This is a genomic window from Enterobacter sp. fkY84-1 (genome assembly GCF_052974705.1).
The window spans coordinates 834817-860423 of the sequence record NZ_CP169393.1; the positions used below are offsets into that span (position 1 = coordinate 834817).

The window sequence follows — 25607 nt, forward strand, 5'->3', positions numbered from 1 at the left end:
TGATGCCCTCTCCCACGGGGAGAGGGAGAACACCGTAGGCCGGGTAAGCGTTAGCACCACCCGGCAATGCCCTTACAGTTTCGCAAACACCTTACGCGCCGCGTCGATGGTGTTGTTGATATCTTCTTCGCTGTGCGCCACGGACATAAAGCCCGCCTCGAATGCTGAGGGTGCCAGGTAGACGCCTTCTTCCAGCATCAGGTGGAAGAAGCGCTTGAAGCGTTCAACGTCGCACTTCACCACGTCCTGATAGCGGGTCACGGTTTTCGCCTCGGTGAAGAAAATCCCGAACATCCCGCCTACGTGGTTAACCACCAGCGGAATGCCGGCCTCTTCTGCCGCTTCCAGCAGGCCGTTTGCCAGCTGCGTGGTCCGGTCGGTCAGGGTTTCGTGAATACCTGGCTGCGCCACTTCGGTCAGGCAGGCAAAGCCCGCCGCCATGGCGATAGGGTTACCGGAGAGCGTGCCCGCCTGGTAAACCGGGCCGGTTGGAGCCAGCGCTTCCATGACGTCCTTACGTCCACCGAACGCGCCGACCGGCATGCCGCCGCCGATGATTTTACCCAGACAGGTGAGGTCCGGCTCCACGCCGTAATAAGACTGGGCGCCCGCCAGCGCCACGCGGAAGCCGGTCATCACTTCGTCGATGATCAGCAGCGCGCCGAACTCATCGCACAGGGCGCGCAGGCCCGGCAGGAAGTCAGGCTGCGGTGGGATACAGTTCATGTTGCCCGCAACTGGCTCAACGATGATGCAGGCGATCTCCTGCGGATACTGCTCGAACGCCGCGCGAACGGTGTTCAGATCGTTATAGGTGCAGGTCAGGGTATGCTTCGCGAAATCCGCAGGTACGCCAGGCGAGTTTGGCTGGCCGAGCGTCAGCGCGCCGGAACCCGCTTTCACCAGCAGGCAGTCCGCGTGGCCGTGGTAGCAGCCTTCGAACTTGATGATTTTATCGCGGCCGGTAAAACCGCGCGCCAGGCGGATGGCGCTCATGGTCGCTTCGGTGCCGGAGTTCACCATGCGCACCATATCCATGGTCGGGACCAGCTCGGTGACCAGTTCCGCCATCTTCACTTCCATTTCGGTAGGCGCACCGAAGCTCAGGCCGCGCTGGGCGGCTTCAATCACGGCGTTACGAATGGCCGGGTGGTTGTGACCAAGCACCATCGGGCCCCAGGAGCCGACGTAATCGATATAGGCTTTGCCATCGACATCATACAGATACGCGCCGTCAGCACGTTCGATAAACAGCGGCGTGCCGCCCACGCCGGTAAAGGCGCGCACAGGTGAGTTCACGCCACCCGGAATAAGCTCGCGGGCTGCACTGTAGAGGTTTTCAGACTTGCTCATGGCGTCGTTCCTGGTTCGTATAAAATGATTAAGCCCACTATTCTAAGTGATTCGGGGAAGGTTATGAAATTTTTAGCCTGGTAATGCTTTAAGATTTGTTAAGTAATTTTCAGGAGACGGTGGGGCTGTCTCTGGTAAAATCCACGCGGCTTTTTGTATGACGAATAAGTACAGGACATGAAATCAGATTCTCCGTCTTTTGAAGAACAACAGTTTACGCGCGCCCAGCATCGAATCAGTATTCGACGGCTGCTCAATCGCGATAAAACGCCGCTGGCGATCCTGCTGGCCGCTGCCGTGGTGGGAACACTCGCCGGTCTGGTGGGCGTGGCGTTTGAAAAAGCGGTTAATGCCGTGCTCAACTGGCGAGTGGGAACCGTGGCCGGTTTCGCCGACAGCCGATGGCTGGTCTGGGTTGCGGCGTTCGGGCTGTCGGCGCTGTTTGCCATGGTGGGGTATTTTCTGGTGCGTAAATTTGCGCCGGAGGCGGGCGGGTCCGGCATCCCGGAAATTGAAGGGGCGCTGGAGGAGCTGCGTCCTGTGCGCTGGTGGCGAGTCATTCCGGTGAAATTTATCGGCGGCATGGGTACGCTGGGCGCGGGGATGGTTCTTGGCCGGGAAGGACCCACGGTTCAGCTGGGCGGGAACGTCGGCCGGATGGTGGGCGATCTCTTTCGGATGCGCAGCGCCGAAGCGCGCCATACGCTGCTGGCAACCGGTGCGGCGGCGGGGCTGTCGGCGGCCTTTAACGCGCCGCTGGCGGGCATTTTGTTTATCATCGAAGAGATGCGCGCGCAGTTTCGCTACAACCTGATCTCCATTAAAGCGGTGTTTACCGGCGTCATTATGTCGAGCATTGTGTTTCGCCTCTTTAATGGCGAAGGGGCGGTCATTGAGGTGGGTAAACTGACCAACGCGCCGGTTAACACCCTGTGGCTTTACCTGATCCTCGGCATGATTTTTGGCGTGGTGGGACCGCTGTTTAACACCTTTATCCTGCGCGCTCAGGATATGTTCCAGCGTATTCACGGTGGGAATACGACTAAATGGGTGCTGATGGGCGGCCTGCTTGGCGGAATCTGTGGCGTGCTCGGGTTTATCGAGCCAAATGCCGCGGGCGGCGGCTTCGGGCTGATCCCCATTGCGGCGGCAGGGAACTTCAGCGTGGGTCTGCTGCTGTTTATGTTTATCTCCCGCGTCATCACTACGGTGCTGTGCTTCTCCTCCGGCGCGCCCGGCGGGATATTCGCCCCGATGCTGGCGCTGGGAACCTTGTTGGGCACCGCGTTTGGTATGGCGGCTGAAGCGGGCTTTCCCGCCTATCACCTTGATGCAGGGACCTTTGCGGTAGCCGGAATGGGGGCGCTGCTGGCCGCCTCCCTGCGCGCGCCGTTGACCGGGATCGTGCTGGTGCTGGAGATGACGGACAATTACCAGCTCATTTTGCCAATGATCATTACCTGTCTCGGGGCGACACTATTAGCCCAGTTCCTGGGTGGAAAACCGCTATACTCCACCATCCTCGCGCGTACCCTGGCAAAACAAGAGGCGGAGCGGGCCGCCGCGCAGAATACTTGAATGAATTACCAGGGTATTAGATAATGACGAAAAGAATTGGGTGAATTTTACCCAATAGCAGTATTCATGGGAGCATAAGATGAGTGATGACGTAGCTGTGCCGCTGGAATTTACCGAAGCAGCAGCCAACAAAGTGAAAACCCTGATTGCCGACGAAGACAATCCGGATCTGAAACTGCGTGTCTATATTACCGGTGGCGGCTGCAGCGGCTTCCAGTACGGTTTTACCTTTGACGATCAGGTTAACGATGGCGATATGACCATTGAGAAACAGGGCGTCGCGCTGGTGGTTGACCCGATGAGCCTGCAGTATCTGGTAGGTGGTTCGGTCGACTACACCGAAGGTCTGGAAGGTTCACGCTTTGTGGTGACCAACCCGAACGCAACAAGCACCTGCGGGTGTGGGTCTTCGTTCAGCATTTAAGCCTGAATGCGGATTGTAGGCCCGGTAAGCGAAGCGCCACCGGGCTTATAAACGACGCCTATCTTGAAGTTTCATCCAGCGCAAACGTCGGCAGCTTCAGGTGCCAGCGTATCGCCGCTAAACGTATCGCCAGCGTCACGATCATCCCGAGCATCGCGGCGTTTTCCAGCGGAATGGCAAAGGTGTAATACGCGGTCGCGTGGACAATGCCGCCCGCAATACAGGCCGTTGCGTAAATTTCAGTACGCAGGATCATCGGCACCTCACGTGCCAGAATGTCGCGAATGATCCCGCCGCCCACGCCGGTTAATACGCCCATGCAGATCGCCACCATCGGACCGGTGCCCGCATTAAACGCCTTATTGACGCCAATACCGACAAACACGGCCAGACCGACGGCATCCAGTACCGGCAATATCCATTTAGGTAATCGACGGGGCTGGCGAACCAGCACAATGGTTAACAGACAGGTGACCATCGCGACCACCAGGTCGGTTGGATCTTTCACCCAAAACACCGGGCCATTGGCCAGCGCCATATCGCGGATAGTCCCGCCGCCCACGGCGGTCACCACGCCCAGCACCAGCACGCCAAACGGATCCATGCGTAGTTTTCCGGCGAGCAGGACGCCGGAGATAGCAAAAACGGCTGTGCCAAGAATATCCAGCCAATAAACGAGCATCGTTAAATCCTCGAAAAGGGTCTTATGTTAGTGACTCTCTGCCAGCGCGGCACAGAGCTGTTTTGCGGCGAGGATAATACGCGGGCTGGCGCGTTCAAACCAGTCGCTGTTGAGGGGTATTACCGGTATTTTTAGCTGCTTTTGCCAGAATTGCTCGATTTTGGGAATTTCGCTCGCATTTCCGACCACCACGATGGCCTGTGGCTGGCGCGCCAGAACCTGCTCACGGCTTACCTGAGGCCACGGTACCCGGCTGGCTGCAAAGATGTTTTCACCGCCACAGACTTCCAGTACCTGATTCTGAATCGACCCTTTTCCGGTGGTGAACAGCGGCTGGCTGCCAAACTGCAGGAAGATGCGCTTTTTAACAGGGGTATCGTATCGGGATTTCAGCGCGGCATAGTCGCTGAGCAGCTGTTTCGCTGCAGCCTCGGCTTTTTTGGGCGTAGGGCTATAGGGTGCCAGGGCCTGTAGCGCCTGAGCGACCTGCTCAATGCTGACGGCATCAATCCACATGACCTTGATGCCAAGGGAGGTAAGCTGGTTAACCTGCCGCTCGGCGTTTCCGCCGCGCCAGGCCAGCACGAGATCCGGTTTCAGCGCCACGATGCGCTCAAGGTTCATCCCTTGCCAGGTTGCCACCTGTTCAATGCCCGCAGCCTGTGGGGGATAATCCGAAAAGCTGCTCACGCCAACGGGCGTGATCCCGGCGGCAAACGCCAGTTCGGTATTGGCGGGAGAGAGGGTAATCACACGCGGCGCGGCAAAAAGCCACGCCGGTGCGAGCAGAAGCAGGGCGGCCAGCGCCCTGAGGGGATGATTAGCCACGTGCCAGGTTCTGCACCAGGCGTTCCACCATCACGGTGGACTGTTTTGCCGCAACGGTCAGGAACTCGTCGAAGCTGATGTGGGACTGCTGATCTGCCACGTCAGAGATGGCGCGAACCACTACAAACGGTACGTTGAAATTATGGCAAACGTGCGCGATCGCGGTCGCTTCCATCTCAACGGCCACCGCCTGAGGGAAGTTATGACGGATTTTCGCCAGACCGACGGAGCCGTTGATGAACGCATCACCGCTGACAATCAGACCTCGTACCGCGTTGAGGTTGAGCTCCGCAATGCAGGTCTCTGCCGCCGCAATCAGTTTGTCGTCCGCTTTAAACCCTGCCGGGCAGCCCGGAAGCTGGCCGTACTCGTAGCCGAACGCGGTGACGTCCGCATCGTGATAGCGCGCTTCGTCGGAAACAACGATGTCACCCACTTTCAGCGTCGGCGCCAGGCCGCCCGCAGAGCCGGTATTCACGATCACGTCCGGCTTGCAGCGCTCAAGCAGCAGGGTGGCACCCAGCGCCGCAGCGACTTTACCGATGCCTGATTTCAGCAGAGCCACGTCAACACCGTTTAGCTGACCGGTATAGATCTCACAACCTCCCAGAGAGAGGGTCTGACGGTTCTCAATTTTGTCACGCAGAAGCGTAACTTCTTCTTCCATTGCACCAATAATGCCGATTTTCATAGATTTACTCGCGATGTGCCTTGTTAAGATGCATAGTCTATCATGCGGTTAAGGGGAAACGCATTCTCACGCGGGGGAGCACATGTCACCAATCGATTTTCGCACCAAAATTAACTGGCACCGACGTTTCCGTTCGCCGCAGGGCGACAAGAGCGAACATGAGATCCTGCGTATCTTCGAAAGCGATCGCGGGCGGATCATTAACTCGCCCGCCATCCGCCGTCTGCAGCAAAAGACCCAGGTCTTTCCGCTGGAGCGTAACGCCGCGGTGCGCACGCGCTTAACCCACTCCATGGAGGTGCAGCAGGTCGGGCGCTACATCGCCAAAGAGATTTTAAGCCGTCTCAAAGAGCAGCGCTTACTGGAAACCTATGGTCTGGACGAGCTGACGGGGCCTTTTGAGAGCATCGTTGAGATGGCCTGCCTGATGCATGACATCGGCAACCCGCCTTTCGGTCACTTTGGAGAGGCGGCTATCAATGACTGGTTTAAGCAACGGCTTTATCCTTCGGATGCGGTAAGCCAGCCGCTGAGCGACGACCGCTGCATCGTAAGCGATTTACGCCTGCGTGAAGGGGAAGAGGGGTTGAACGATCTGCGCCGCAAGGTGCGCCAGGACCTCTGTCACTTTGAGGGTAACGCGCAAGGGATCCGGCTGGTGCATTCCCTGATGCGTATGAACCTGACCTGGGCGCAGGTCGGCTGCATTCTTAAATATACGCGCCCCGCGTGGTGGATGGGGGAGACGCCCGCGTCCCACAGTTATTTAATGAAAAAACCGGGCTATTACCTTTCCGAAGAGGCTTATATTGAACGGTTACGTAAAGAACTTTCATTGACGCCAAACGGCCGTTTTCCATTGACCTGGATTATGGAAGCCGCCGATGATATTTCCTATTGCGTGGCCGATCTGGAAGACGCCGTTGAGAAAAGAATTTTCAGCGTCGAGGAGCTTTATCAGCATCTTTATACGGCCTGGGGCACCCATGAAAAAGGCTCGCTGTTTGCGCAGGTTGTCGAAAATGCCTGGGAAAAATCGCGCTCAAATACATTAAGCCGCAGTACGGAAGACCAGTTCTTTATGTATTTGCGGGTCAATACATTAAATAAGCTGGTGCCATACGCGGCGTCACGCTTTATTGATAATTTGCCGCTGATTTTCAGCGGGGAATTCAACCACGCCCTGCTGGAAGATGACAGCAGTTTCAGCCAGCTCCTCGAGCTTTATAAACATGTGGCGATGCGGCATGTATTCAGCCATCCGGATGTCGAACAGTTAGAGCTGCAGGGATATAGGGTGATCAGTGGGTTACTGGAAATTTATGCTCCGCTGCTCCAGCTGTCGGTCGACGAATTCAGCGAGCTGGTAGAACACGAGCGCGTGCGCCGTATTCCCATTGAATCACGACTTTATCAAAAACTTTCTACCCGACACCGTCTGGCGTATGTCGAAGCGATTGGCAAGCTGGATCGCCAGTCACCGCAGTGGCCGGTGATGGAATATTATTATCGCTGCCGTCTTATCCAGGACTATATCAGCGGCATGACGGATTTGTATGCCTGGGATGAATATCGCAAGCTGATGGCGGTGGAATAACCCGGAGTTTTGTAAAGACGGCCAATAAATTTTTACCTTTTCCATAAACTTATCGCCGGAACTAAGCGGTATAAAACGAATCTGAGTTACACAGCAATTTTGCGTTACCTGTAAATCGAGATTGAGAAACATGAAAAAAACCACATTAGCAATGAGTGCACTGGCTCTGAGTTTAGGTTTAGCGCTGTCTCCTCTGACTGCTACTGCAGCCGAGACCGCGTCGTCGGCAGCAACCGCGCAGCAGATGCCAAGCCTGGCACCGATGCTCGAAAAAGTGATGCCATCGGTGGTGAGTATTAACGTTGAGGGTAGCACGACCGTCAATACGCCGCGCATGCCGCGTAACTTCCAGCAGTTCTTCGGCGACAACTCGCCGTTCTGCCAGGACGGTTCGCCATTCCAGAGCTCTCCGTTCTGTCAGGGCGGTGGCGCAGGGGATGACAGCCAGGGCGGCGGCCAGCAGCAGAAATTCATGGCGCTTGGCTCGGGGGTAATCATTGATGCAGCGAAAGGCTATGTCGTCACCAACAACCACGTTGTTGATAACGCGAGCAGCATTAAGGTTCAGCTGAGCGATGGCCGTAAGTTTGACGCCAAAGTGGTCGGCAAAGATCCGCGCTCCGACATCGCGCTGATCCAGATTCAGGATCCGAAAAACCTGACGGCGATTAAAATTGCCGACTCCGACGCGCTGCGCGTGGGTGACTATACCGTGGCGATCGGTAACCCGTTCGGTCTGGGTGAAACCGTGACCTCGGGTATCGTCTCTGCACTGGGCCGCAGCGGCCTCAATGCCGAAAACTATGAAAACTTCATCCAGACGGATGCAGCGATCAACCGCGGTAATTCCGGCGGTGCGCTGGTCAACCTGAACGGCGAGCTGATCGGTATCAACACCGCGATCCTGGCACCGGACGGCGGCAACATCGGGATCGGCTTTGCTATCCCAAGTAACATGGTGAAAAACCTGACCGCGCAGATGGTGCAGTATGGCCAGGTGAAACGCGGTGAGCTGGGTATCCTGGGTACGGAACTGAACTCCGAACTGGCTAAGGCAATGAAGGTTGACGCCCAGCGCGGGGCATTCGTCAGCCAGGTGATGCCGAACTCCTCTGCGGCGAAAGCGGGCATTAAAGCGGGGGATGTGATCACCTCCCTGAATGGTAAACCGATCAGCAGCTTTGCCGCCCTGCGTGCGGAAGTCGGCTCTATGCCTATCGGCAGCAAAGTGACCCTTGGTCTGCTGCGCGACGGCAAGGCGGTTAACGTCAGCCTGGAGCTGCAGCAGAGCAGCCAGAATCAGGTGGACTCCAGCACCATCTTCAGCGGTATTGAAGGTGCCGAGATGAGCAACAAAGGCGCAGATAAAGGCGTAGTGGTGAATAACGTGAAGGCGAATTCACCGGCAGCCCGTATTGGCCTGAAAAAAGGCGATGTGATCATGGGCGCTAACCAGCAGCCGGTGAAAAACATCGCTGAACTGCGTAAGATCCTCGACAGCAAACCTTCCGTGCTGGCGCTGAATATCCAGCGTGGTGACACCTCTATTTACCTGCTGATGCAGTAATCCTCTGAAGCCCCTGTTCGCAGGGGCTTTTCTCGTTTCTGTGACCTTTCACACAAGTCCACACTTCTTCCTCTCTCTTTGTGCATCTGCACAATGCAGGCGTCGCTGAACTTCCCTATGCTTGAGCTCTGCTCACGGGAGGGTTCTATGGCTGGCTGGCATCTTGATACCAAAATGGCGCAGGATATTGTGGCGCGCACCATGCGCATCATTGATACCAATATCAACGTAATGGATGCCCGCGGGCGCATTATTGGCAGTGGCGATCGCGAGCGTATTGGGGAATTGCACGAAGGCGCGCTGCTGGTGCTCTCCCAGGGGCGCGTGGTCGATATCGACGATGCGGTAGCGAAACACCTGCACGGCGTCCGTCAGGGCATCAATTTACCGCTGCGCCTTGAAGGCGAGATTGTGGGGGTCATCGGCCTCACCGGCGAGCCCGAGTCACTGCGAAAATATGGCGAGCTGGTCTGCATGACGGCGGAGATGATGCTGGAGCAGTCGCGGCTGATGCACCTGCTGGCTCAGGACAGCCGCCTGCGCGAAGAGCTGGTGATGAACCTCATTCAGGCAGAGGAGCATACGCCTGCGCTGAGCGAGTGGGCGCAGCGTCTGGGGATCGATCTGAACCAGCCGCGCGTGGTGGCGGTCATTGAGGTCGACAGCGGCCAGCTGGGCGTAGACAGCGCGATGGCCGAGCTGCAGCAGCTGCAAAATGCACTGGCGACGCCGGAGCGCGATAACCTGGTGGCGATCGTTTCTCTGACGGAGATGGTGGTGCTCAAACCGGCGCTCAATGCGTTTGGCCGCTGGGATGCGGACGATCATCGCCGTCGCGTGGAGCAGTTAATTTCCCGTATGAAAGAGAATGGTCAGCTGCGTTTTCGCGTTGCGCTGGGCAACTACTTTACCGGTACGGGCAGTATCGCCCGCTCCTGGCGAACCGCGCGCACCACCATGATGGTGGGCAAGCAGCGAATGCCGGAGAGCCGCAGCTATTTTTATCAGGACCTGATGCTGCCGGTGCTGCTCGACAGCCTGCGCGGTGGCTGGCAGGCCAATGAGCTAGCGCGGCCACTGGCGCGCCTGAAAGCCATGGACAATAACGGCCTGCTGCGCCGGACCCTGCAGGCGTGGTTCCGTCATAACGTGCAGCCGCTGGCGACGTCAAAAGCGCTGTTTATTCACCGCAATACCCTGGAGTATCGGTTAAACCGAATTTCAGAGCTGACGGGGTTAGATCTGGGAAATTTCGACGACAGGCTGCTGCTGTATGTGGCGCTGCAGTTGGATGAACAGAGATGAAGCTGTTTGCCGGGGGGCGGCTTCGCCTTACCCGGCCTACATGCGTTCGTAGGCCCGGTAAGCGAAGCGCCACCGGGCAATAAAACGGCTTATTTGTTGCGGGTTAACTTCTCAAGATCCGCTTCAATCTCGCTGATCTTATTGGTAACAACGCTTTCAAGGTGACGCAGGTCGTCAAGGATCTTGCGCTTGAGATCGACTTCGGTGCGGTCGCGCTGGCAGATCTGATCGAGTTCATCGATCACATAGCGCAGGTTAGGGCTGATTTCCTGTACTTCTTTGTATCCCTGTCCTACACCGTCAGCAACAACGGTCTTACGCTGGCGTGGGTATTTAAACTTCACGCTTTTGGCGAAAAACTCTCCTTTGTCCTTGTGAAAATAGATTTTCAAAATATCGTTATTGGCTTCCTGGCGGAGGCTGTAACGATCAATTTCATCAGGATTGGTAATGCCCAGACTTTTCAGATTATCGTACATAGCGGTACCCTTGATCTCAACATAACCTTTGAATAATTAACGAAAAAATCTATTTTCGCCACCCTCAGATATAAAAAAAGCGGGGTTGCCCCCGCTTTTTGTTATACCCGATTAATCGATGGTGCGCAGCAATTCGTTGATGCCCACTTTACCGCGCGTTTTCGCATCCACTTTCTTCACGATAACCGCACAGTACAGGCTGTATTTGCCATCTTTTGACGGCAGGTTGCCGGAAACCACCACGGAGCCCGCCGGAACGCGACCGTAATGCACTTCACCGGTTTCACGGTCGTAAATACGGGTGCTCTGGCCGATGTAAACGCCCATGGAGATCACGGAACCTTCTTCCACGATCACGCCTTCCACCACTTCTGAACGCGCGCCGATGAAGCAGTTATCTTCGATGATGGTTGGGTTAGCCTGCAGTGGCTCCAGAACACCGCCGATGCCCACGCCGCCGGACAGGTGAACGTTTTTCCCGATCTGTGCGCAGGAACCAACCGTTGCCCACGTATCCACCATGGTGCCTTCATCAACGTAGGCACCGATGTTCACGTAGGATGGCATCAGCACGGTGTTGCGTGCGATGAAGGCACCCTGACGCACCGCCGCAGGCGGCACCACGCGGAAACCTTCTTTCTGGAAACGCGCTTCGTCGTAGTCAGCGAACTTCATTGGCACTTTATCGAAGTAGCGGCTTTCTGCTCCGTCGATAACCTGGTTATCGTTGATGCGGAAAGAGAGCAGCACGGCTTTCTTCAGCCATTGATGAGTGACCCACTGACCGTCGATTTTTTCTGCCACGCGCAGCGCGCCGGAATCCAGCAGGGAAATCACCTGGTTTACCGCTTCACGGGTCACGGTATCCACATTTGCCGGGGTAATCTCGGCGCGACGCTCAAAAGCGGACTCAATAACGTTCTGTAACTGCTGCATTGTTTACTCTTTCCATTTCACTAAAAAACATATCACCCTTTATCGTTTGGATTGAGGGCTGCTGTCAACCGTTGTTGCACTTCAAGCTGCAGGTCATTATTAAGGGCACGCCGGTCGGCGGTGGCGATTATAAATAAATCTTCTACTCGCTCGCCAATCGTTGTAATTCGGGCCCCATGAAGCGAAATTCCCAGATCGGCAAAAACCTGGCCGACGCGGGCGAGCAGCCCTGGCTGGTCGAGCGCGATCAGCTCCAGGAACGATTTACGATCGGTGTGGGTCGGCAGGAAATTGACCTCGGTATCCACGGTAAAGTGGCGCAATTTTGCCGGCTGGCGACGCGGCTGCGGGGGCTGCCAGCTGCGCTGGGTAATCGCCTGCTCCAGACCAAAACGTATCCCTTCATGCCTGTCCGACGACAGCGGGCTGCCGTCCGGCTCCAGCACGATAAACGTGTCCATGGCCATGCCGTCGCGGGTGGTGAAAATCTGCGCGTCATGCACGCTCAGGTTACGCCTGTCCAGCTCGGCGCAGACGGCAGCAAACAGATAAGGCCGGTCCGGGCTCCAGATGAAAATCTCCGTTCCGCCGCGCGTGGCCTGCGGGCTTAGCAGGATCATCGGCTGGGACAGATCGTGCTTGAGCAGATGCCGCGCGTGCCACGCCAGCTGGTTTGGGCTGTGGCGGACAAAATAGTTGGCGCGGCAGCGGGCCCAAATCTGATGTAGCGCCTCTTCATCAATGTTATCCATCCGCAGCAGCGCCAGCGCCTGAAGCTGGTGGTGACGCACGCGCTCGCGCATGTCCGGCGTGTTCTGCATCCCGCGACGCAGCTGTTTTTCGGTGGCGAAGTACAGCTCGCGCAGCAGGCTCTGCTTCCAGCTGTTCCAAAGGGTTTCGTTGGTGGCGCAAATATCCGCCACCGTCAGGCAGACCAGATAGCGCAGGCGGTTTTCCGTCTGAACTTCTTCCGCGAACTGCTTAATGACTTCCGGGTCCTGAATGTCCCGACGCTGCGCGGTGACCGACATCAGCAGGTGATGGCGCACCAGCCAGGCCACCAGCTGCGTTTCACGTGAGTTGAGGCCGTGCAGCTCGGCAAATTTCAGCACGTCCTGCGCGCCCAGTACCGAGTGGTCACCGCCGCGGCCTTTGGCGATGTCGTGGAACAGGGCGGCAATCAGGATCAGTTCCGGATGGGTCAGGCGCGGCCACAGCTCCACGCACAGCGGGTGGCGGGAGCGCGTCTCTTCTTTGGCAAAGCTCTCCAGCTTGAGCATCACGCGGATGGTGTGTTCATCCACCGTGTAGGCGTGGAACAGGTCGAACTGCATCTGCCCAACGATGTGCGACCACTGCGGCATATAGGCCCACAGCACGCTGTGGCGGTGCATCGGCAGCAGCCCGCGGCTGACGGCACCCGGATGGCGGAGCATGCTCAGGAACAGCGAGCGCGCTTCCGGGATGTAACACAAAGGCTGCGTCAGATGGCGGCGCGCGTGGCGCAGATGACGCAGGGTGGTGGAGTAGATCCCGGTGATGGTGCTGTTGCGCACCATGGTGTAGAACATCCGCAGGATCGCTTCCGGCTCGCGGATAAACAGCGTTTCGTCGCGCAGATCGATAAGCGTGCCGCGCAGCTGGAATTCATCGTCAATCGGGCGCGGCTTTTCGTCCGCCGTCAGGGCCAGAATGGCCTCGTCGAACAGCTGCAACAGCATCTGGTTCAGCTCGGTCACCCGGCGGGTGACGCGGAAGAAATCCTTCATCATCTGCTCAACCGGCTCGTTGCCTTCGCCCTGATAGTTCAGCCGCTGCGCTACGCTGAGCTGACGGTCAAACAGCAGACGGTTATCGTAGCGGGTGACCTCCAGATGCAGGGCAAAGCGGATGCGCCACAGCAGGTGCAGACACTCGTTGAGCTCGTTACGCTCGGCCTCGGTTAAAAAGCCGAAGCCGACCATCTCGTCCAGCGAGGTGGCGCCGAAATGGCGACGGGCGACCCACTGTAACGTGTGGATGTCGCGCAGGCCGCCGGGGCTGCTTTTAATGTCCGGCTCAAGGTTATAGCTGGTGCCGTGGTAGCGCTGGTGGCGCTGGTTTTGCTCCTCGACCTTCGCGGCGAAGAACTTTTCTGACGGCCAGAAGCCGTCGCTGAAGATGTGTTTTTGCAGCTCCAGGAACAGCGCGACGTCGCCAATCAGCAGACGGGTTTCAATCAGGTTGGTGGCAACGGTCAGGTCCGATAGCCCTTCCAGCAGACACTCTTCCAGGGTGCGAACGCTGTGGCCGACTTCCAGCTTCACGTCCCAGAGCAGGGTCAGAAGCTCGCCGATTTTTTGCGCCTGTTCGTCCGGCAGCTTTTTGCGGCTTAGGATCAGGAGATCGATATCGGAAAGCGGATGCAGCTCACCGCGGCCATAGCCCCCGACGGCAACCAGCGCGACGTCGCTAACCTGCCCGAAACCGTAGTCGATCCATAGACGCTGCAGGAGCTGGTCGATAAACTCGGTGCGCGCCTCAATGAGCTGCTCGGCAGATACGCCTGCATCGAACGCGCTACCCAGCCAGCGATGGAAAACATCCATATGGGCTTTAATATGCGCGCAGGTCAGCTCGTGCGGCGGCCAGACGCCCGGGTTATCGGGCTGGTCGGGGAGGGTGGGAAGGGCTGTGTTAGCATACTGTTCGGGTAAAAGATTACTCATCGTGCGCCACCCATAAGAAAAAGCTATCGCCATTAAAAAAGCCGGCATTTGCCGGCTTCTTATCACTCAATGTTCGTCAGTATCGCCGGGATGGTGTCATCCTTGCGCAACGTCATAATTTCGCAGCCGTTGTCTGTTACCACAATAGTATGCTCGTACTGGGCAGACAAGCTTCTGTCTTTGGTTTTCACGGTCCAGCCGTCTTTCATGGTGCGGATGCGGTAGTCACCGGCGTTGACCATCGGTTCAATGGTGAAGGTCATGCCCTTTTGCAGCACAACGCCGCCGTCGTCTGCATCGTAGTGCAGAACCTGCGGCTCTTCATGGAAGACGCGGCCAATACCGTGACCGCAGTATTCGCGCACCACGGAGAACCCTTCCGCTTCCACAAATTTCTGAATTGCGGCGCCGATAGTACGCAGGCGAATACCCGGCTTCACCATTTTCAGCGCCAGGTAGAGGCTGTCCTGGGTGACTTTGCACAGGCGCTCGCCCAGGATGGTCGGCTTGCCAACGATGAACATTTTTGAGGTGTCACCGTGGTACTCGTCTTTAATGACGGTCACGTCGATGTTGACGATATCGCCGTCTTTCAGCAGTTTTTCATCGTCAGGAATGCCGTGGCACACCACTTCATTAATAGAGATGCAGACGGATTTCGGGAAACCGTGGTAGCCGAGGCAGGCGGAAACCGCGTGCTGCTCGTTCACGATATAGTCGTTACAGATGCGGTCCAGTTCACCCGTGCTGACGCCCGGCTTCACGAACGGCTCGATCATTTCCAGCACTTCCGCGGCCAGACGACCGGCGACGCGCATCTTTTCAATTTCTTCAGGTGTCTTAATAGAGATAGCCATGTAATCTGTCCATCGGTGTCGATTTTTTCGACAATACTAGTCTAAGTGTCGTCAATGGTATCAGTCAGGCACGCTCCGTGCCAAATTGAGAATCATTAACAGCACACTCCGCCAACAACTGTTGGTTTCTGGTCGTGTTTTGTGGTATAAAGCGCGCCGGACTTCCGATCCATCTCAGATACACAGGCTGGACGGAAGCGACAAATCTCACTTTGTGTAACAACACACACGTATCGGCACATATTCCGGGGTGCCCTTCGGGGTCGGTAATATGGGATACGTGGAGGCATAACCCCAACTTTCAATATAGAGGTTTTAAACATGGCAACTGTTTCCATGCGCGACATGCTCAAGGCTGGTGTTCACTTTGGTCACCAGACCCGTTACTGGAACCCGAAAATGAAGCCTTTCATCTTCGGCGCACGTAACAAAGTTCACATCATCAACCTTGAGAAAACTGTACCAATGTTCAACGAAGCCCTGGCTGAGCTGAACAAGATCTCTTCCCGTAAAGGTAAGATTCTGTTCGTTGGTACTAAGCGCGCTGCAAGCGAAGCTGTGAAAGATGCTGCTAACAGCTGCGACCAGTTCTTCGTGAACCATCGCTGGTTGGGCGGCATGCTGACCAACTGGAAAACTGTTCGTCAGTCCATCAAGCGCCTGAAAGATCTGGAAACCCAGTCTCAGGACGGTACTTTCGACAAGCTGACTAAGAAAGAAGCGCTGATGCGCACTCGTGAACTGGACAAGCTGGAAAACAGCCTGGGCGGTATCAAAGATATGGGCGGCCTGCCAGACGCGCTGTTCGTAATCGATGCAGACCACGAGCACATCGCTATCAAAGAAGCTAACAACCTGGGTATCCCGGTATTCGCTATCGTTGATACCAACTCCGATCCGGACGGTGTTGACTTCGTTATCCCGGGTAACGACGACGCAATCCGTGCTGTTAGCCTGTACCTGAGCGCTGTAGCTGCTACCGTTCGTGAAGGCCGTTCCCAGGATCTGGCTTCTCAGGCGGAAGAAAGCTTCGTAGAAGCTGAATAATAAGGTTTTACCCCTTATTAGTACCGTGTATGAATAGGGGCCCATTACCGGCCCCTTTTTTCAATTTACACTGTTTGGCCCCCGGCCGGGCAGTTCACATCTCCCGAGGATTTAAGAATGGCTGAAATTACCGCATCCCTGGTAAAAGAGCTGCGCGAGCGTACTGGCGCAGGCATGATGGATTGCAAAAAAGCGCTGACTGAAGCGAACGGCGACATCGAGCTGGCAATCGAAAACATGCGTAAATCCGGTGCGATCAAAGCAGCTAAAAAAGCAGGCAACGTTGCTGCTGACGGCGTGATCATCACTAAGATCGACGGCAACTACGGCATCATTCTGGAAGTTAACTGCCAGACTGACTTCGTTGCTAAAGATGGTGGTTTCCAGGCATTTGCTAACAAAGTTCTGGACGCAGCGGTTGCTGGCAAAATCACTGACGTTGAAGTTCTGAAAGCACAGTTCGAAGAAGAGCGTGTTGCGCTGGTTGCTAAAATCGGTGAGAACATCAACATCCGTCGCGTTGCTTCTCTGGAAGGCGACGTTCTGGGCTCTTACCAGCACGGTGCTCGTATCGGTGTTCTGGTTGCGGCTAAAGGCGCTGATGAAGAGCTGGTTAAACAGCTGGCAATGCACATCGCTGCAAGCAAGCCAGAATTCGTTAAGCCAGAAGACGTGTCTGCTGAAGTGGTAGAGAAAGAGTACCAGGTTCAGCTGGACATCGCGATGCAGTCTGGTAAACCAAAAGAAATCGCAGAGAAAATGGTTGAAGGCCGCATGAAGAAATTCACCGGCGAAGTTTCTCTGACTGGCCAGCCATTCGTAATGGACCCAAGCAAATCTGTTGCTCAGCTGCTGAAAGAGCACAACGCTGACGTAACTGGCTTCATCCGCTTCGAAGTGGGCGAAGGCATCGAGAAAGTTGAGACTGACTTCGCAGCAGAAGTTGCTGCAATGTCCAAGCAGTCTTAATGATTGAAAAGGAGCCGCCTGAGGGCGGCTTCTTTTTGTCACCCGTCACATGAAATCAGACAGGCTCCAGTATCGCTGTACTGATTTGCGGCATATCATGTCGCCAGAATTAACCCCCATCTTAATCGTTGACAGTCTCAGGAAAGAAACATGGCTACCAATGCAAAACCCGTGTACAAACGCATTCTGCTTAAGCTGAGTGGCGAAGCGCTGCAGGGATCGGAAGGCTTCGGTATTGACGCAAGCATCCTTGATCGCATGGCACAGGAAATCAAAGAACTGGTCGAACTGGGCATCCAGGTTGGCGTGGTCATTGGCGGTGGCAACCTTTTCCGTGGTGCTGGTCTGGCGAAAGCGGGGATGAACCGCGTTGTGGGCGACCACATGGGTATGCTGGCAACCGTGATGAATGGCCTGGCGATGCGTGATGCGCTCCATCGCGCCTATGTGAACGCCCGCCTGATGTCCGCGATCCCCCTGAATGGCGTATGCGATAATTACAGCTGGGCAGAAGCTATCAGCCTGCTGCGCAACAACCGCGTGGTGATCCTCTCCGCCGGTACGGGTAACCCGTTCTTTACGACCGATTCCGCTGCCTGCCTGCGCGGTATCGAGATCGAAGCTGATGTGGTACTGAAAGCGACCAAAGTCGATGGCGTGTTTACTGCCGACCCGGCAAAAGATCCTTCTGCCACCATGTACGATCAGCTGAGCTACAGCGAAGTGCTGGATAAAGAGCTGAAAGTGATGGATCTTGCCGCCTTCACGCTGGCTCGCGACCACAAATTGCCAATTCGTGTCTTCAACATGAACAAACCTGGCGCACTGCGTCGCGTGGTCATGGGCGAAAAAGAAGGCACTTTGATCACGGAATAATTTCCGTTGACGATAAATACAGGTAAGATTCCGCTTTATTTTGTAGTGGTATCTTACCCGGGCGCGCCTTTGGCGTTGTCATGAATTAAACGCGACTATACTTAGCACACCTGTAGCGCTGTGCTGGCGGATAGTCTGCCTGAGACAAGTTTTCAAGGATTCGTAACGTGATTAACGACATCAGAAAAGATGCTGAAGTACGCATGGAAAAATGCGTAGAAGCGTTCAAAACCCAAATCAGCAAAATCCGTACTGGCCGTGCTTCCCCAAGCCTGCTGGATGGCATCATCGTCGAGTACTACGGTACGCCAACCCCTCTGCGTCAGCTGGCGAGCGTGACGGTAGAAGATACCCGTACGCTGAAAATCAACGTATTCGATCGTTCTATGGGCCCGGCGGTTGAGAAAGCGATCATGGCGTCTGACCTCGGTCTGAACCCAAGCTCTGCGGGTGCTGACATCCGCGTTCCACTGCCACCGCTGACCGAAGAGCGTCGTAAAGACCTGATCAAAGTGGTACGTGGCGAAGCTGAGCAGGGTCGTGTATCCGTGCGTAACGTCCGTCGCGACGCGAATGATAAAGTCAAAGCGCTGCTGAAAGAAAAAGAGATCAGTGAAGATGACGATCGTCGTTCTCAGGACGACATTCAGAAAATGACTGACGCTGCCATCAAGAAAATTGATGCGGCGCTGGCAGATAAAGAAGCGGAACTGATGCAGTTCTGATTTCTGTCGTACACTGATAAACGCCGTTCAGAGGGACTTTGGGTCTTGCTGGCGGCGTTTTGCTTTTATCTGGTCTAACTTTTCGGGCATCTCATGAAGCATTTAACACTCCTTGGCTCAACCGGCTCTATCGGTTGCAGCACTCTCGACGTTGTTCGCCATAATCCTGAACTTTACACCGTGACAGCGCTGGTGGCCGGTAAGAATGTGCAGCGAATGGTTGAGCAGTGCCTGGAGTTTACGCCCCGCTATGCGGTGATGGATGACGAAGAGAGCGCGCGCCTGCTGAAAGCAAAGCTGCTTGAGAAGGGCAGTCGAACCGAGGTGCTGAGTGGCCAACAGGCGGCCTGCGAGATGGCGGCGCTGGATGAGGTGGATCAGGTAATGGCGGCCATTGTCGGGGCGGCAGGATTATTGCCGACGCTTGCCGCGATTGATGCCGGTAAGGACGTTCTGCTGGCCAATAAAGAGTCGCTGGTTACCTGCGGACGCCTGTTCATGGAGGCGGTGAAGCAGCGCGGCGCGCGTCTTTTGCCCGTCGACAGCGAGCACAACGCGATTTTTCAGAGTTTACCGCAACCTTTTCAACAGAACCTGGGGTACGCTGACCTGGAGCAGAATGGCGTCGTGTCGATTCTGCTTACCGGGTCTGGTGGCCCGTTCCGTGAAACGCCACTGTCTGAACTGCGTGCGATGACGCCGGATCAGGCGTGCCGTCATCCGAACTGGTCAATGGGGCGTAAAATCTCCGTTGACTCTGCCACCATGATGAACAAAGGTCTGGAATACATTGAAGCGCGCTGGCTGTTTAATGCGTCAGCGAAACAGATGGAAGTACTGATTCACCCGCAATCGGTGATTCATTCGATGGTGCGTTATCAGGATGGCAGCGTGCTGGCGCAGTTGGGTGAACCGGATATGCGTACGCCGATTGCCCATTCCATGGCGTGGCCGAATCGAGTGAAGTCCGGTGTGAAGCCGCTTGATTTCTGCAAGCTAAGTTCCCTGACGTTCAGTGAACCAGACTATGACCGTTACCCTTGTCTGAAGCTTGCAATGACGGCCTTTGACCAGGGGCAGGCGGCGACAACGGCACTGAATGCAGCCAATGAAATTACCGTTGAAGCATTTCTGAATCAGCAAATTCGTTTTACCGATATTGCGGCGTTAAATTTATCGGTACTGGAGATGATGGATTTGCGCGAACCACAGAGCGTGGAAGAGGTGCTGACGGTGGATGCAGCTGCGCGTAATATTGCGCGCCAACAGGTGACACGTCTCGCAAGCTGGTGATAAAGCAACCACTAGTCGTCGTGCTATTTGTTAGCGTTGGGCTTCAGTGATATAGTCTGCGCCATCTGATCGCAGGTATTTGACTTTACGTGGTCAGGTGAGCCGTGGTTTGACACGGCTTTTTTATGTATCGGCTTCAGTATTCCTGAGTACCGTTAAATCCTTTTCAGGGACAAAAAACGCGTTATGTTGTCTGCGAATCAACCAATAAGCGAAAACTTGCCAGCTCATGGCTGCCGTCATGTAGCAATCATTATGGATGGCAATGGCCGCTGGGCGAAAAGACAAGGGAAGATACGAGCCTTTGGGCATAAAGCTGGGGCGAAATCCGTTCGCCGCGCCGTTTCTTTTGCCGCCAATAACGGCATTGATGCGTTAACGCTCTATGCTTTTAGCAGTGAAAACTGGAATCGACCGCTGCAGGAAGTGACTGCGTTGATGGAATTGTTTGTGTGGGCGCTAGACAGCGAAGTAAAAAGCCTGCACCGCCACAACGTCCGCCTGCGTATCATTGGCGATACCAGTCGTTTTAACTCACGTTTGCAGGAACGGATTCGTAAAGCAGAGGCGCTGACTGAAAATAATACCGGTCTGACGCTGAATATTGCGGCGAATTACGGCGGACGCTGGGATATTATCCAGGGCGTTCGGCATCTCGCCGAACAGGTTCAGGAAGGGCTGTTGAGACCCGACCAAATTGATGAAGAAGCGCTGAGCAAGCAAATCTGCATGAATGAACTGGCACCTGTGGATTTAGTAATTAGGACAGGGGGAGAACATCGCATAAGTAACTTTTTGATATGGCAAATTGCCTATGCCGAACTTTACTTTACAGATGTTCTTTGGCCCGATTTTGATGAACAAGACTTTGAAGGTGCGCTGCATGCCTTTGCCAATCGAGAGCGTCGTTTCGGCGGCACCGAGCCTGGTGGCGACAACGCCTGATGGGGGTAGCTTTTGCTGAAGTATCGCCTGATTTCCGCTTTTGTATTAATACCCATTGTCATTGCGGCGCTGTTTTTACTGCCCCCGGTGGGATTCGCTATTGTTACGCTGGTGGTGTGCATGCTCGCCGCGTGGGAATGGGGACAGTTTAGCGGCTTTACCTCGCGTACGCAGCGAGTATGGCTTGCGGTACTTTGTGGCTTTATTCTGGCCGTAATGCTGTTCACGTTGCCTGAATATCATCATGATATTCATCAGCCTCTGGTGGCTGGTTCCTTGTGGATATCGTTGGCCTGGTGGGTTGCCGCGCTGTTACTGGTGCTGTTTTATCCCGGCTCCGCGGCGTTGTGGCGTCATTCAAAAGTGCTGCGACTGATTTTTGGTTTGCTCACTATTATTCCTTTTTTCTGGGGTATGGTTGCGCTGCGCGCCTGGCACTACGACGAAAACCACTACAGCGGTGCGATCTGGCTGCTTTATGTGATGATTCTCGTCTGGGGGGCTGACTCCGGGGCCTATATGTTTGGTAAACTGTTTGGCAAACATAAGCTGGCACCGAAGGTTTCTCCGGGCAAAACCTGGCAAGGATTTATCGGCGGTTTGTTTACGGCCGCGATCATCTCCTGGGGCTACGGCGTCTGGGCGAATCTTGAAGTGGCACCATCAATACTGCTGGTGTGCTCGATTTTTGCTGCGCTTGCCTCCGTGCTCGGTGATTTAACCGAAAGTATGTTCAAGCGTGAAGCAGGGATTAAGGACAGTGGACACCTGATTCCAGGGCATGGCGGTATACTGGATCGCATTGATAGCCTGACAGCGGCTGTTCCAGTGTTTGCGTGTTTGCTTTTACTGGTATTCGGGACGATTTAACGGAAGGTTTTATGCTGAGCATTCTCTGGAATCTGGCGGCGTTCATAGTTGCACTGGGTGTACTGATTACCGTGCATGAATTTGGCCATTTCTGGGTTGCTCGCCGCTGTGGCGTGCGCGTAGAACGGTTTTCCATCGGTTTTGGTAAATCACTCTGGACGCGCACCGACCGCCACGGTACGCAATTTGTCATCGCCCTTATCCCGCTGGGCGGCTACGTCAAAATGCTCGACGAACGCGTCGAGCCTGTCGCGCCTGAACTGCGACACAGCGCATTCAACAATAAAACCGTTGGACAACGCGCCGCCATCATCGCTGCCGGACCGGTAGCCAACTTCATCTTTGCGATTTTCGCTTACTGGCTGGTGTTTATCATCGGCGTCCCTGGCGTGCGTCCGGTAGTAGGTGACATTGCCCCCAACTCCATCGCGGCGAGTGCGCAAATTACATCCGGGATGGAACTTAAAGCGATTGATGGCATCGAAACCCCTGATTGGGATGCCGTGCGACTGCAGCTGGTTGCTAAAATTGGCGATCCGCAGACCACCATCAGCGTATCGCCATTTGGGTCAGACGCCCGTCAGGACAAAGTGCTCGATTTACGTCAATGGCGTTTCGAGCCAGACAAAGAGGATCCCGTCGCTGCGCTGGGCATTCGTCCGCGCGGCGCGCAGATCGAGCCGGTATTAGCCGAAGTACAGGCAAACTCGGCGGCGAGCAAAGCGGGTTTGCAAGCAGGCGACAGGATCGTTAAAGTCGATGGTCAACCATTAACAGAGTGGATGACCTTTGTTACTCTGGTGCGCGATAATCCGGGTACGTCTCTCGCGCTGGAAGTTGAAAGGCAGGGCAGTCCGCTTTCGCTGACGCTGATCCCGGATACGAAGTCGGTCGGCAAGAAGGCAGAAGGGTTTGCAGGCGTTGTGCCAAAAGTGATCCCGCTGCCAGATGAGTACAAGACAATACGCCAGTATGGGCCGTTCAGCGCCATCCTTGAAGCCACGGATAAAACATGGCAACTGATGAAGCTGACGGTCAACATGTTGGGGAAATTGATAACCGGTGATGTGAAACTGAACAACCTCAGTGGGCCAATTTCGATTGCCCAGGGGGCTGGGATGTCAGCGGAATTCGGGGTGATTTACTATCTCATGTTCCTCGCGCTCATTAGCGTGAACCTTGGGATAATCAATCTGTTCCCGCTTCCCGTTTTAGACGGGGGTCATCTGCTGTTTTTAGCGATTGAAAAGCTAAAAGGCGGGCCGGTATCCGAGCGAGTTCAAGACTTTAGTTATCGCATTGGCTCGATTTTGCTGGTGCTGTTAATGGGGCTTGCACTTTTCAATGATTTCTCTCGGTTGTAAGAGAGTTAGTTAGGAAGAACGCATAATAACGATGGCGATGAAAAAGTTGCTCATAGCGTCGCTGCTGTTTAGCAGCGCCACCGTATACGGTGCTGACGGGTTCGTAGTGAAAGACATTCATTTCGAAGGCCTTCAGCGTGTCGCCGTTGGTGCGGCCCTCCTCAGTATGCCTGTGCGCCCCGGCGATACGGTTAATGATGATGATATCAGTAATACCATCCGTGCTCTGTTTGCCACCGGCAACTTCGAGGATGTCCGCGTCCTGCGTGATGGTGATACCCTGCTGGTACAGGTAAAAGAACGTCCAACGATCGCCAGTATCACTTTCTCCGGTAACAAGTCGGTGAAAGATGACATGCTCAAGCAAAACCTTGAAGCATCCGGTGTTCGTGTGGGTGAGTCTCTGGACCGCACAACCCTTTCAGACATTGAAAAAGGTCTGGAAGACTTCTACTACAGCGTCGGTAAATACAGCGCCAGCGTGAAAGCGGTTGTGACTCCGCTGCCGCGTAACCGTGTTGACCTGAAGCTGGTCTTCCAGGAAGGTGTCTCTGCGAAGATCCAGCAGATCAACATTGTGGGTAACCACGCGTTCAGCACCGACGAACTGATCTCCACCTTCCAGCTGCGCGATGAAGTGCCGTGGTGGAACGTGGTGGGCGATCGCAAATACCAGAAACAGAAACTGGCGGGCGACCTTGAAACCCTGCGCAGCTACTATCTGGATCGTGGTTACGCGCGTTTCAACATCGACTCGACGCAGGTGAGCCTGACGCCGGACAAGAAAGGCATCTACATTACGATCAACATCACGGAAGGCGATCAGTACAAGCTTTCGGGTGTTGAGGTGAGTGGTAACCTGGCGGGGCATTCTGCTGAAATCGAATCGCTGACCAAAATTCAGCCAGGCGATCTCTATAGCGGATCCAAAGTCACCAAAATGGAAGACAGCATTAAGAAGCTGCTCGGCCGCTATGGTTATGCCTATCCGCGCGTACAGACTCAGCCGGAAATCAATGACGCGGATAAAACCGTTAAGCTGCACGTGAATGTTGACGCGGGTAACCGTTTCTACGTGCGTAAGATCCGCTTCGTCGGTAACGACACCTCCAAAGACTCCGTTCTGCGTCGCGAAATGCGTCAGATGGAAGGCGCATGGTTAGGTAGCGATCTCGTTGATCAGGGTAAAGAGCGTCTGAACCGTCTGGGCTATTTTGAAACGGTTGATACTGATACCCAGCGCGTACCGGGCAGCCCGGATCAGGTTGATGTCGTTTATAAAGTGAAAGAGCGTAACACCGGTAGCTTTAACTTCGGTGTGGGCTACGGTACTGAAAGTGGCGTCAGCTTCCAGGTTGGCGTGCAGCAGGATAACTGGCTGGGTACGGGTTACTCTGTCGGAATTAACGGTACCAAAAACGACTACCAGACCTACTCTGAGTTCTCTGTAACGAACCCATACTTCACCGTTGACGGTGTGAGCCTGGGCGGTCGTATCTTCTACAACGACTTTAAAGCCGACGATGCGGATCTGTCCTCCTACACCAACAAGAGTTACGGTGTGGACGGTACGCTTGGCTTCCCGATTAACGAATACAACACCCTGCGAGCGGGCTTAGGTTACGTGCATAACGACCTGTCCAATATGCAACCGCAGGTGGCCATGTGGCGTTACCTGGATTCTATTGGCCAGTCGGCGAGCACGACCAGCGATAATAACGGTTTTGCGGCAGATGACTTCACCTTCAACTACGGCTGGACCTATAACCGTCTCGACCGTGGCTACTTCCCAACGGAAGGTTCTCGCGTCAACCTGAACGGTAAAGTCACCGTCCCGGGTTCCGATAACGAGTTCTATAAGGTGACGCTGGATACTGCGTCCTACTTCCCGATCGATGACGATCACAAGTGGGTGGTTCTGGGTCGTACCCGTTGGGGCTATGGTGATGGTTTAGGCGGCAAAGAGATGCCGTTCTATGAAAACTTCTATGCCGGTGGTTCCAGCACCGTTCGTGGCTTCCAGTCCAACAACATTGGTCCGAAAGCGGTTTACTACGGCGGGAACGACAAAGATAACTGCGATAAAGGTCCAGGACAGCTTTGTAGTTCTGACGATGCAGTCGGCGGTAACGCTATGGCCGTTGCCAGCCTGGAGTTCATCACGCCAACGCCGTTTATCAGTGATAAATATGCGAACTCGGTGCGTACGTCCTTCTTCTGGGATGCAGGTACCGTGTGGGATACAAACTGGAGCACGAAAGGTATGCCTAGCGATGTTCCTGACTACAGCGATCCGAGCAATATTCGCATGTCTGCCGGTATCGCATTACAATGGATGTCACCGCTGGGGCCGTTGGTCTTCTCTTACGCCCAGCCGTTTAAGAAATATGATGGAGACAAAGCGGAGCAATTCCAGTTTAACATTGGTAAAACCTGGTAATAATCCGCTGCAAAGGAATGCGTTGGCAGTGTAGCGCTGACAACTGGCGATCGGTAATACGGTCGCCTTGCCA

The 25607-nt window shown here is 55.1% G+C and carries 22 protein-coding genes; 14 read left to right on the plus strand and 8 right to left on the minus strand.

Going from position 1 to position 25607, the window contains the following annotated elements:
* Nucleotides 1–72: 72 nt before the first annotated feature.
* Complete coding sequence (gene hemL / locus ACEPLT_RS03890) at nucleotides 73–1353, minus strand: glutamate-1-semialdehyde 2,1-aminomutase (protein ID WP_008501925.1); 1281 nt, start codon at nucleotides 1351–1353, stop codon at nucleotides 73–75.
* A 177-nt stretch (nucleotides 1354–1530) separates the two neighbouring features.
* On the opposite strand from hemL, the gene clcA reads away from it, so the two are divergent.
* On the plus strand, nucleotides 1531–2931 hold the full coding sequence (gene clcA, locus ACEPLT_RS03895; RefSeq protein ID WP_021240492.1) for a H(+)/Cl(-) exchange transporter ClcA: 1401 nt from the start codon (nucleotides 1531–1533) through the stop codon (nucleotides 2929–2931).
* A 79-nt stretch (nucleotides 2932–3010) separates the two neighbouring features.
* Nucleotides 3011–3355: an iron-sulfur cluster insertion protein ErpA gene (gene erpA, locus ACEPLT_RS03900; protein WP_008501923.1), complete on the plus strand. Its 345-nt coding sequence runs from the start codon at nucleotides 3011–3013 to the stop codon at nucleotides 3353–3355.
* A 58-nt stretch (nucleotides 3356–3413) separates the two neighbouring features.
* Here erpA and ACEPLT_RS03905 read toward each other — a convergent pair whose 3' ends face one another.
* From ACEPLT_RS03905 to mtnN, 3 genes are read right to left on the minus strand one after another with little or no spacing between them, the layout of a single operon-like run.
* Nucleotides 3414–4037 carry a TRIC cation channel family protein gene (locus tag ACEPLT_RS03905; protein ID WP_008501922.1) on the minus strand — a complete coding sequence of 208 codons (624 nt, stop codon included), beginning with the start codon at nucleotides 4035–4037 and terminating at the stop codon, nucleotides 3414–3416.
* Nucleotides 4038–4064: 27 nt separating this feature from the next.
* Nucleotides 4065–4865, minus strand: a complete 801-nt coding sequence (gene btuF, locus ACEPLT_RS03910; protein ID WP_032654734.1) for a vitamin B12 ABC transporter substrate-binding protein BtuF — start codon at nucleotides 4863–4865, stop codon at nucleotides 4065–4067.
* Nucleotides 4858–5556, minus strand: a complete 699-nt coding sequence (gene mtnN / locus ACEPLT_RS03915; RefSeq protein WP_008501920.1) for a 5'-methylthioadenosine/S-adenosylhomocysteine nucleosidase — start codon at nucleotides 5554–5556, stop codon at nucleotides 4858–4860. Before mtnN ends, btuF begins: the two co-directional genes overlap by 8 nt.
* A gap of 82 nt (nucleotides 5557–5638) precedes the next feature.
* Between mtnN and dgt the strand changes: the two genes are divergently transcribed.
* The 3 genes from dgt (at nucleotide 5639) to cdaR (ending at nucleotide 10025) form a co-directional block, all read left to right on the plus strand.
* Nucleotides 5639–7153: a dGTPase gene (gene dgt, locus ACEPLT_RS03920; RefSeq protein ID WP_232928446.1), complete on the plus strand. Its 1515-nt coding sequence runs from the start codon at nucleotides 5639–5641 to the stop codon at nucleotides 7151–7153.
* A 130-nt stretch (nucleotides 7154–7283) separates the two neighbouring features.
* Nucleotides 7284–8720 (plus strand): serine endoprotease DegP, encoded by a 1437-nt coding sequence (degP, locus tag ACEPLT_RS03925; protein WP_008501918.1) that lies wholly within the window; start codon nucleotides 7284–7286, stop codon nucleotides 8718–8720.
* Nucleotides 8721–8867: 147 nt separating this feature from the next.
* Complete coding sequence (gene cdaR, locus ACEPLT_RS03930; protein WP_232928444.1) at nucleotides 8868–10025, plus strand: DNA-binding transcriptional regulator CdaR; 1158 nt, start codon at nucleotides 8868–8870, stop codon at nucleotides 10023–10025.
* A gap of 89 nt (nucleotides 10026–10114) precedes the next feature.
* Here the strand turns inward: cdaR and ACEPLT_RS03935 are convergent, their stop codons facing one another.
* From ACEPLT_RS03935 to map, 4 genes are all read right to left on the minus strand, one after another.
* Nucleotides 10115–10504: a DUF3461 family protein gene (locus ACEPLT_RS03935; RefSeq protein ID WP_008501916.1), complete on the minus strand. Its 390-nt coding sequence runs from the start codon at nucleotides 10502–10504 to the stop codon at nucleotides 10115–10117.
* Nucleotides 10505–10615: 111 nt separating this feature from the next.
* A complete protein-coding gene (gene dapD, locus ACEPLT_RS03940; RefSeq protein ID WP_008501915.1) occupies nucleotides 10616–11440 on the minus strand; it encodes a 2,3,4,5-tetrahydropyridine-2,6-dicarboxylate N-succinyltransferase in 825 nt (274 codons plus the stop codon).
* Between the two features lie 32 nt (nucleotides 11441–11472).
* Entirely contained in the window at nucleotides 11473–14148 is a 2676-nt protein-coding gene (gene glnD / locus ACEPLT_RS03945; RefSeq protein ID WP_023345458.1) for a bifunctional uridylyltransferase/uridylyl-removing protein GlnD, read from the minus strand.
* Between the two features lie 62 nt (nucleotides 14149–14210).
* Nucleotides 14211–15005, minus strand: coding sequence for a type I methionyl aminopeptidase (map, locus tag ACEPLT_RS03950; protein ID WP_008501913.1), 795 nt, complete (start codon nucleotides 15003–15005; stop codon nucleotides 14211–14213).
* Nucleotides 15006–15326: 321 nt separating this feature from the next.
* On the opposite strand from map, the gene rpsB reads away from it, so the two are divergent.
* The 9 genes from rpsB (at nucleotide 15327) to bamA (ending at nucleotide 25534) form a co-directional block, all read left to right on the plus strand.
* Nucleotides 15327–16052: a 30S ribosomal protein S2 gene (gene rpsB / locus ACEPLT_RS03955; protein WP_003856207.1), complete on the plus strand. Its 726-nt coding sequence runs from the start codon at nucleotides 15327–15329 to the stop codon at nucleotides 16050–16052.
* A gap of 117 nt (nucleotides 16053–16169) precedes the next feature.
* Nucleotides 16170–17021: a translation elongation factor Ts gene (gene tsf, locus ACEPLT_RS03960; RefSeq protein ID WP_008501911.1), complete on the plus strand. Its 852-nt coding sequence runs from the start codon at nucleotides 16170–16172 to the stop codon at nucleotides 17019–17021.
* A 150-nt stretch (nucleotides 17022–17171) separates the two neighbouring features.
* A complete protein-coding gene (gene pyrH / locus ACEPLT_RS03965) occupies nucleotides 17172–17897 on the plus strand; it encodes a UMP kinase (RefSeq protein ID WP_008501910.1) in 726 nt (241 codons plus the stop codon).
* Nucleotides 17898–18064: 167 nt separating this feature from the next.
* A complete protein-coding gene (gene frr, locus ACEPLT_RS03970) occupies nucleotides 18065–18622 on the plus strand; it encodes a ribosome recycling factor (RefSeq protein ID WP_008501909.1) in 558 nt (185 codons plus the stop codon).
* 93 nt (nucleotides 18623–18715) lie between these two features.
* The gene (gene ispC, locus ACEPLT_RS03975; RefSeq protein WP_232928442.1) at nucleotides 18716–19915 is read left to right on the plus strand and encodes a 1-deoxy-D-xylulose-5-phosphate reductoisomerase; all 1200 of its coding nucleotides are present in this window, start codon (nucleotides 18716–18718) and stop codon (nucleotides 19913–19915) included.
* Nucleotides 19916–20101: 186 nt separating this feature from the next.
* Nucleotides 20102–20860 (plus strand): (2E,6E)-farnesyl-diphosphate-specific ditrans,polycis-undecaprenyl-diphosphate synthase, encoded by a 759-nt coding sequence (gene ispU / locus ACEPLT_RS03980; protein WP_021240487.1) that lies wholly within the window; start codon nucleotides 20102–20104, stop codon nucleotides 20858–20860.
* A 12-nt stretch (nucleotides 20861–20872) separates the two neighbouring features.
* Nucleotides 20873–21730: a phosphatidate cytidylyltransferase gene (gene cdsA / locus ACEPLT_RS03985; protein WP_008501906.1), complete on the plus strand. Its 858-nt coding sequence runs from the start codon at nucleotides 20873–20875 to the stop codon at nucleotides 21728–21730.
* 11 nt (nucleotides 21731–21741) lie between these two features.
* The gene (gene rseP, locus ACEPLT_RS03990; RefSeq protein ID WP_008501905.1) at nucleotides 21742–23094 is read left to right on the plus strand and encodes a sigma E protease regulator RseP; all 1353 of its coding nucleotides are present in this window, start codon (nucleotides 21742–21744) and stop codon (nucleotides 23092–23094) included.
* 31 nt (nucleotides 23095–23125) lie between these two features.
* A complete protein-coding gene (gene bamA, locus ACEPLT_RS03995) occupies nucleotides 23126–25534 on the plus strand; it encodes an outer membrane protein assembly factor BamA (protein WP_046092879.1) in 2409 nt (802 codons plus the stop codon).
* Nucleotides 25535–25607 lie beyond the last annotated feature (73 nt).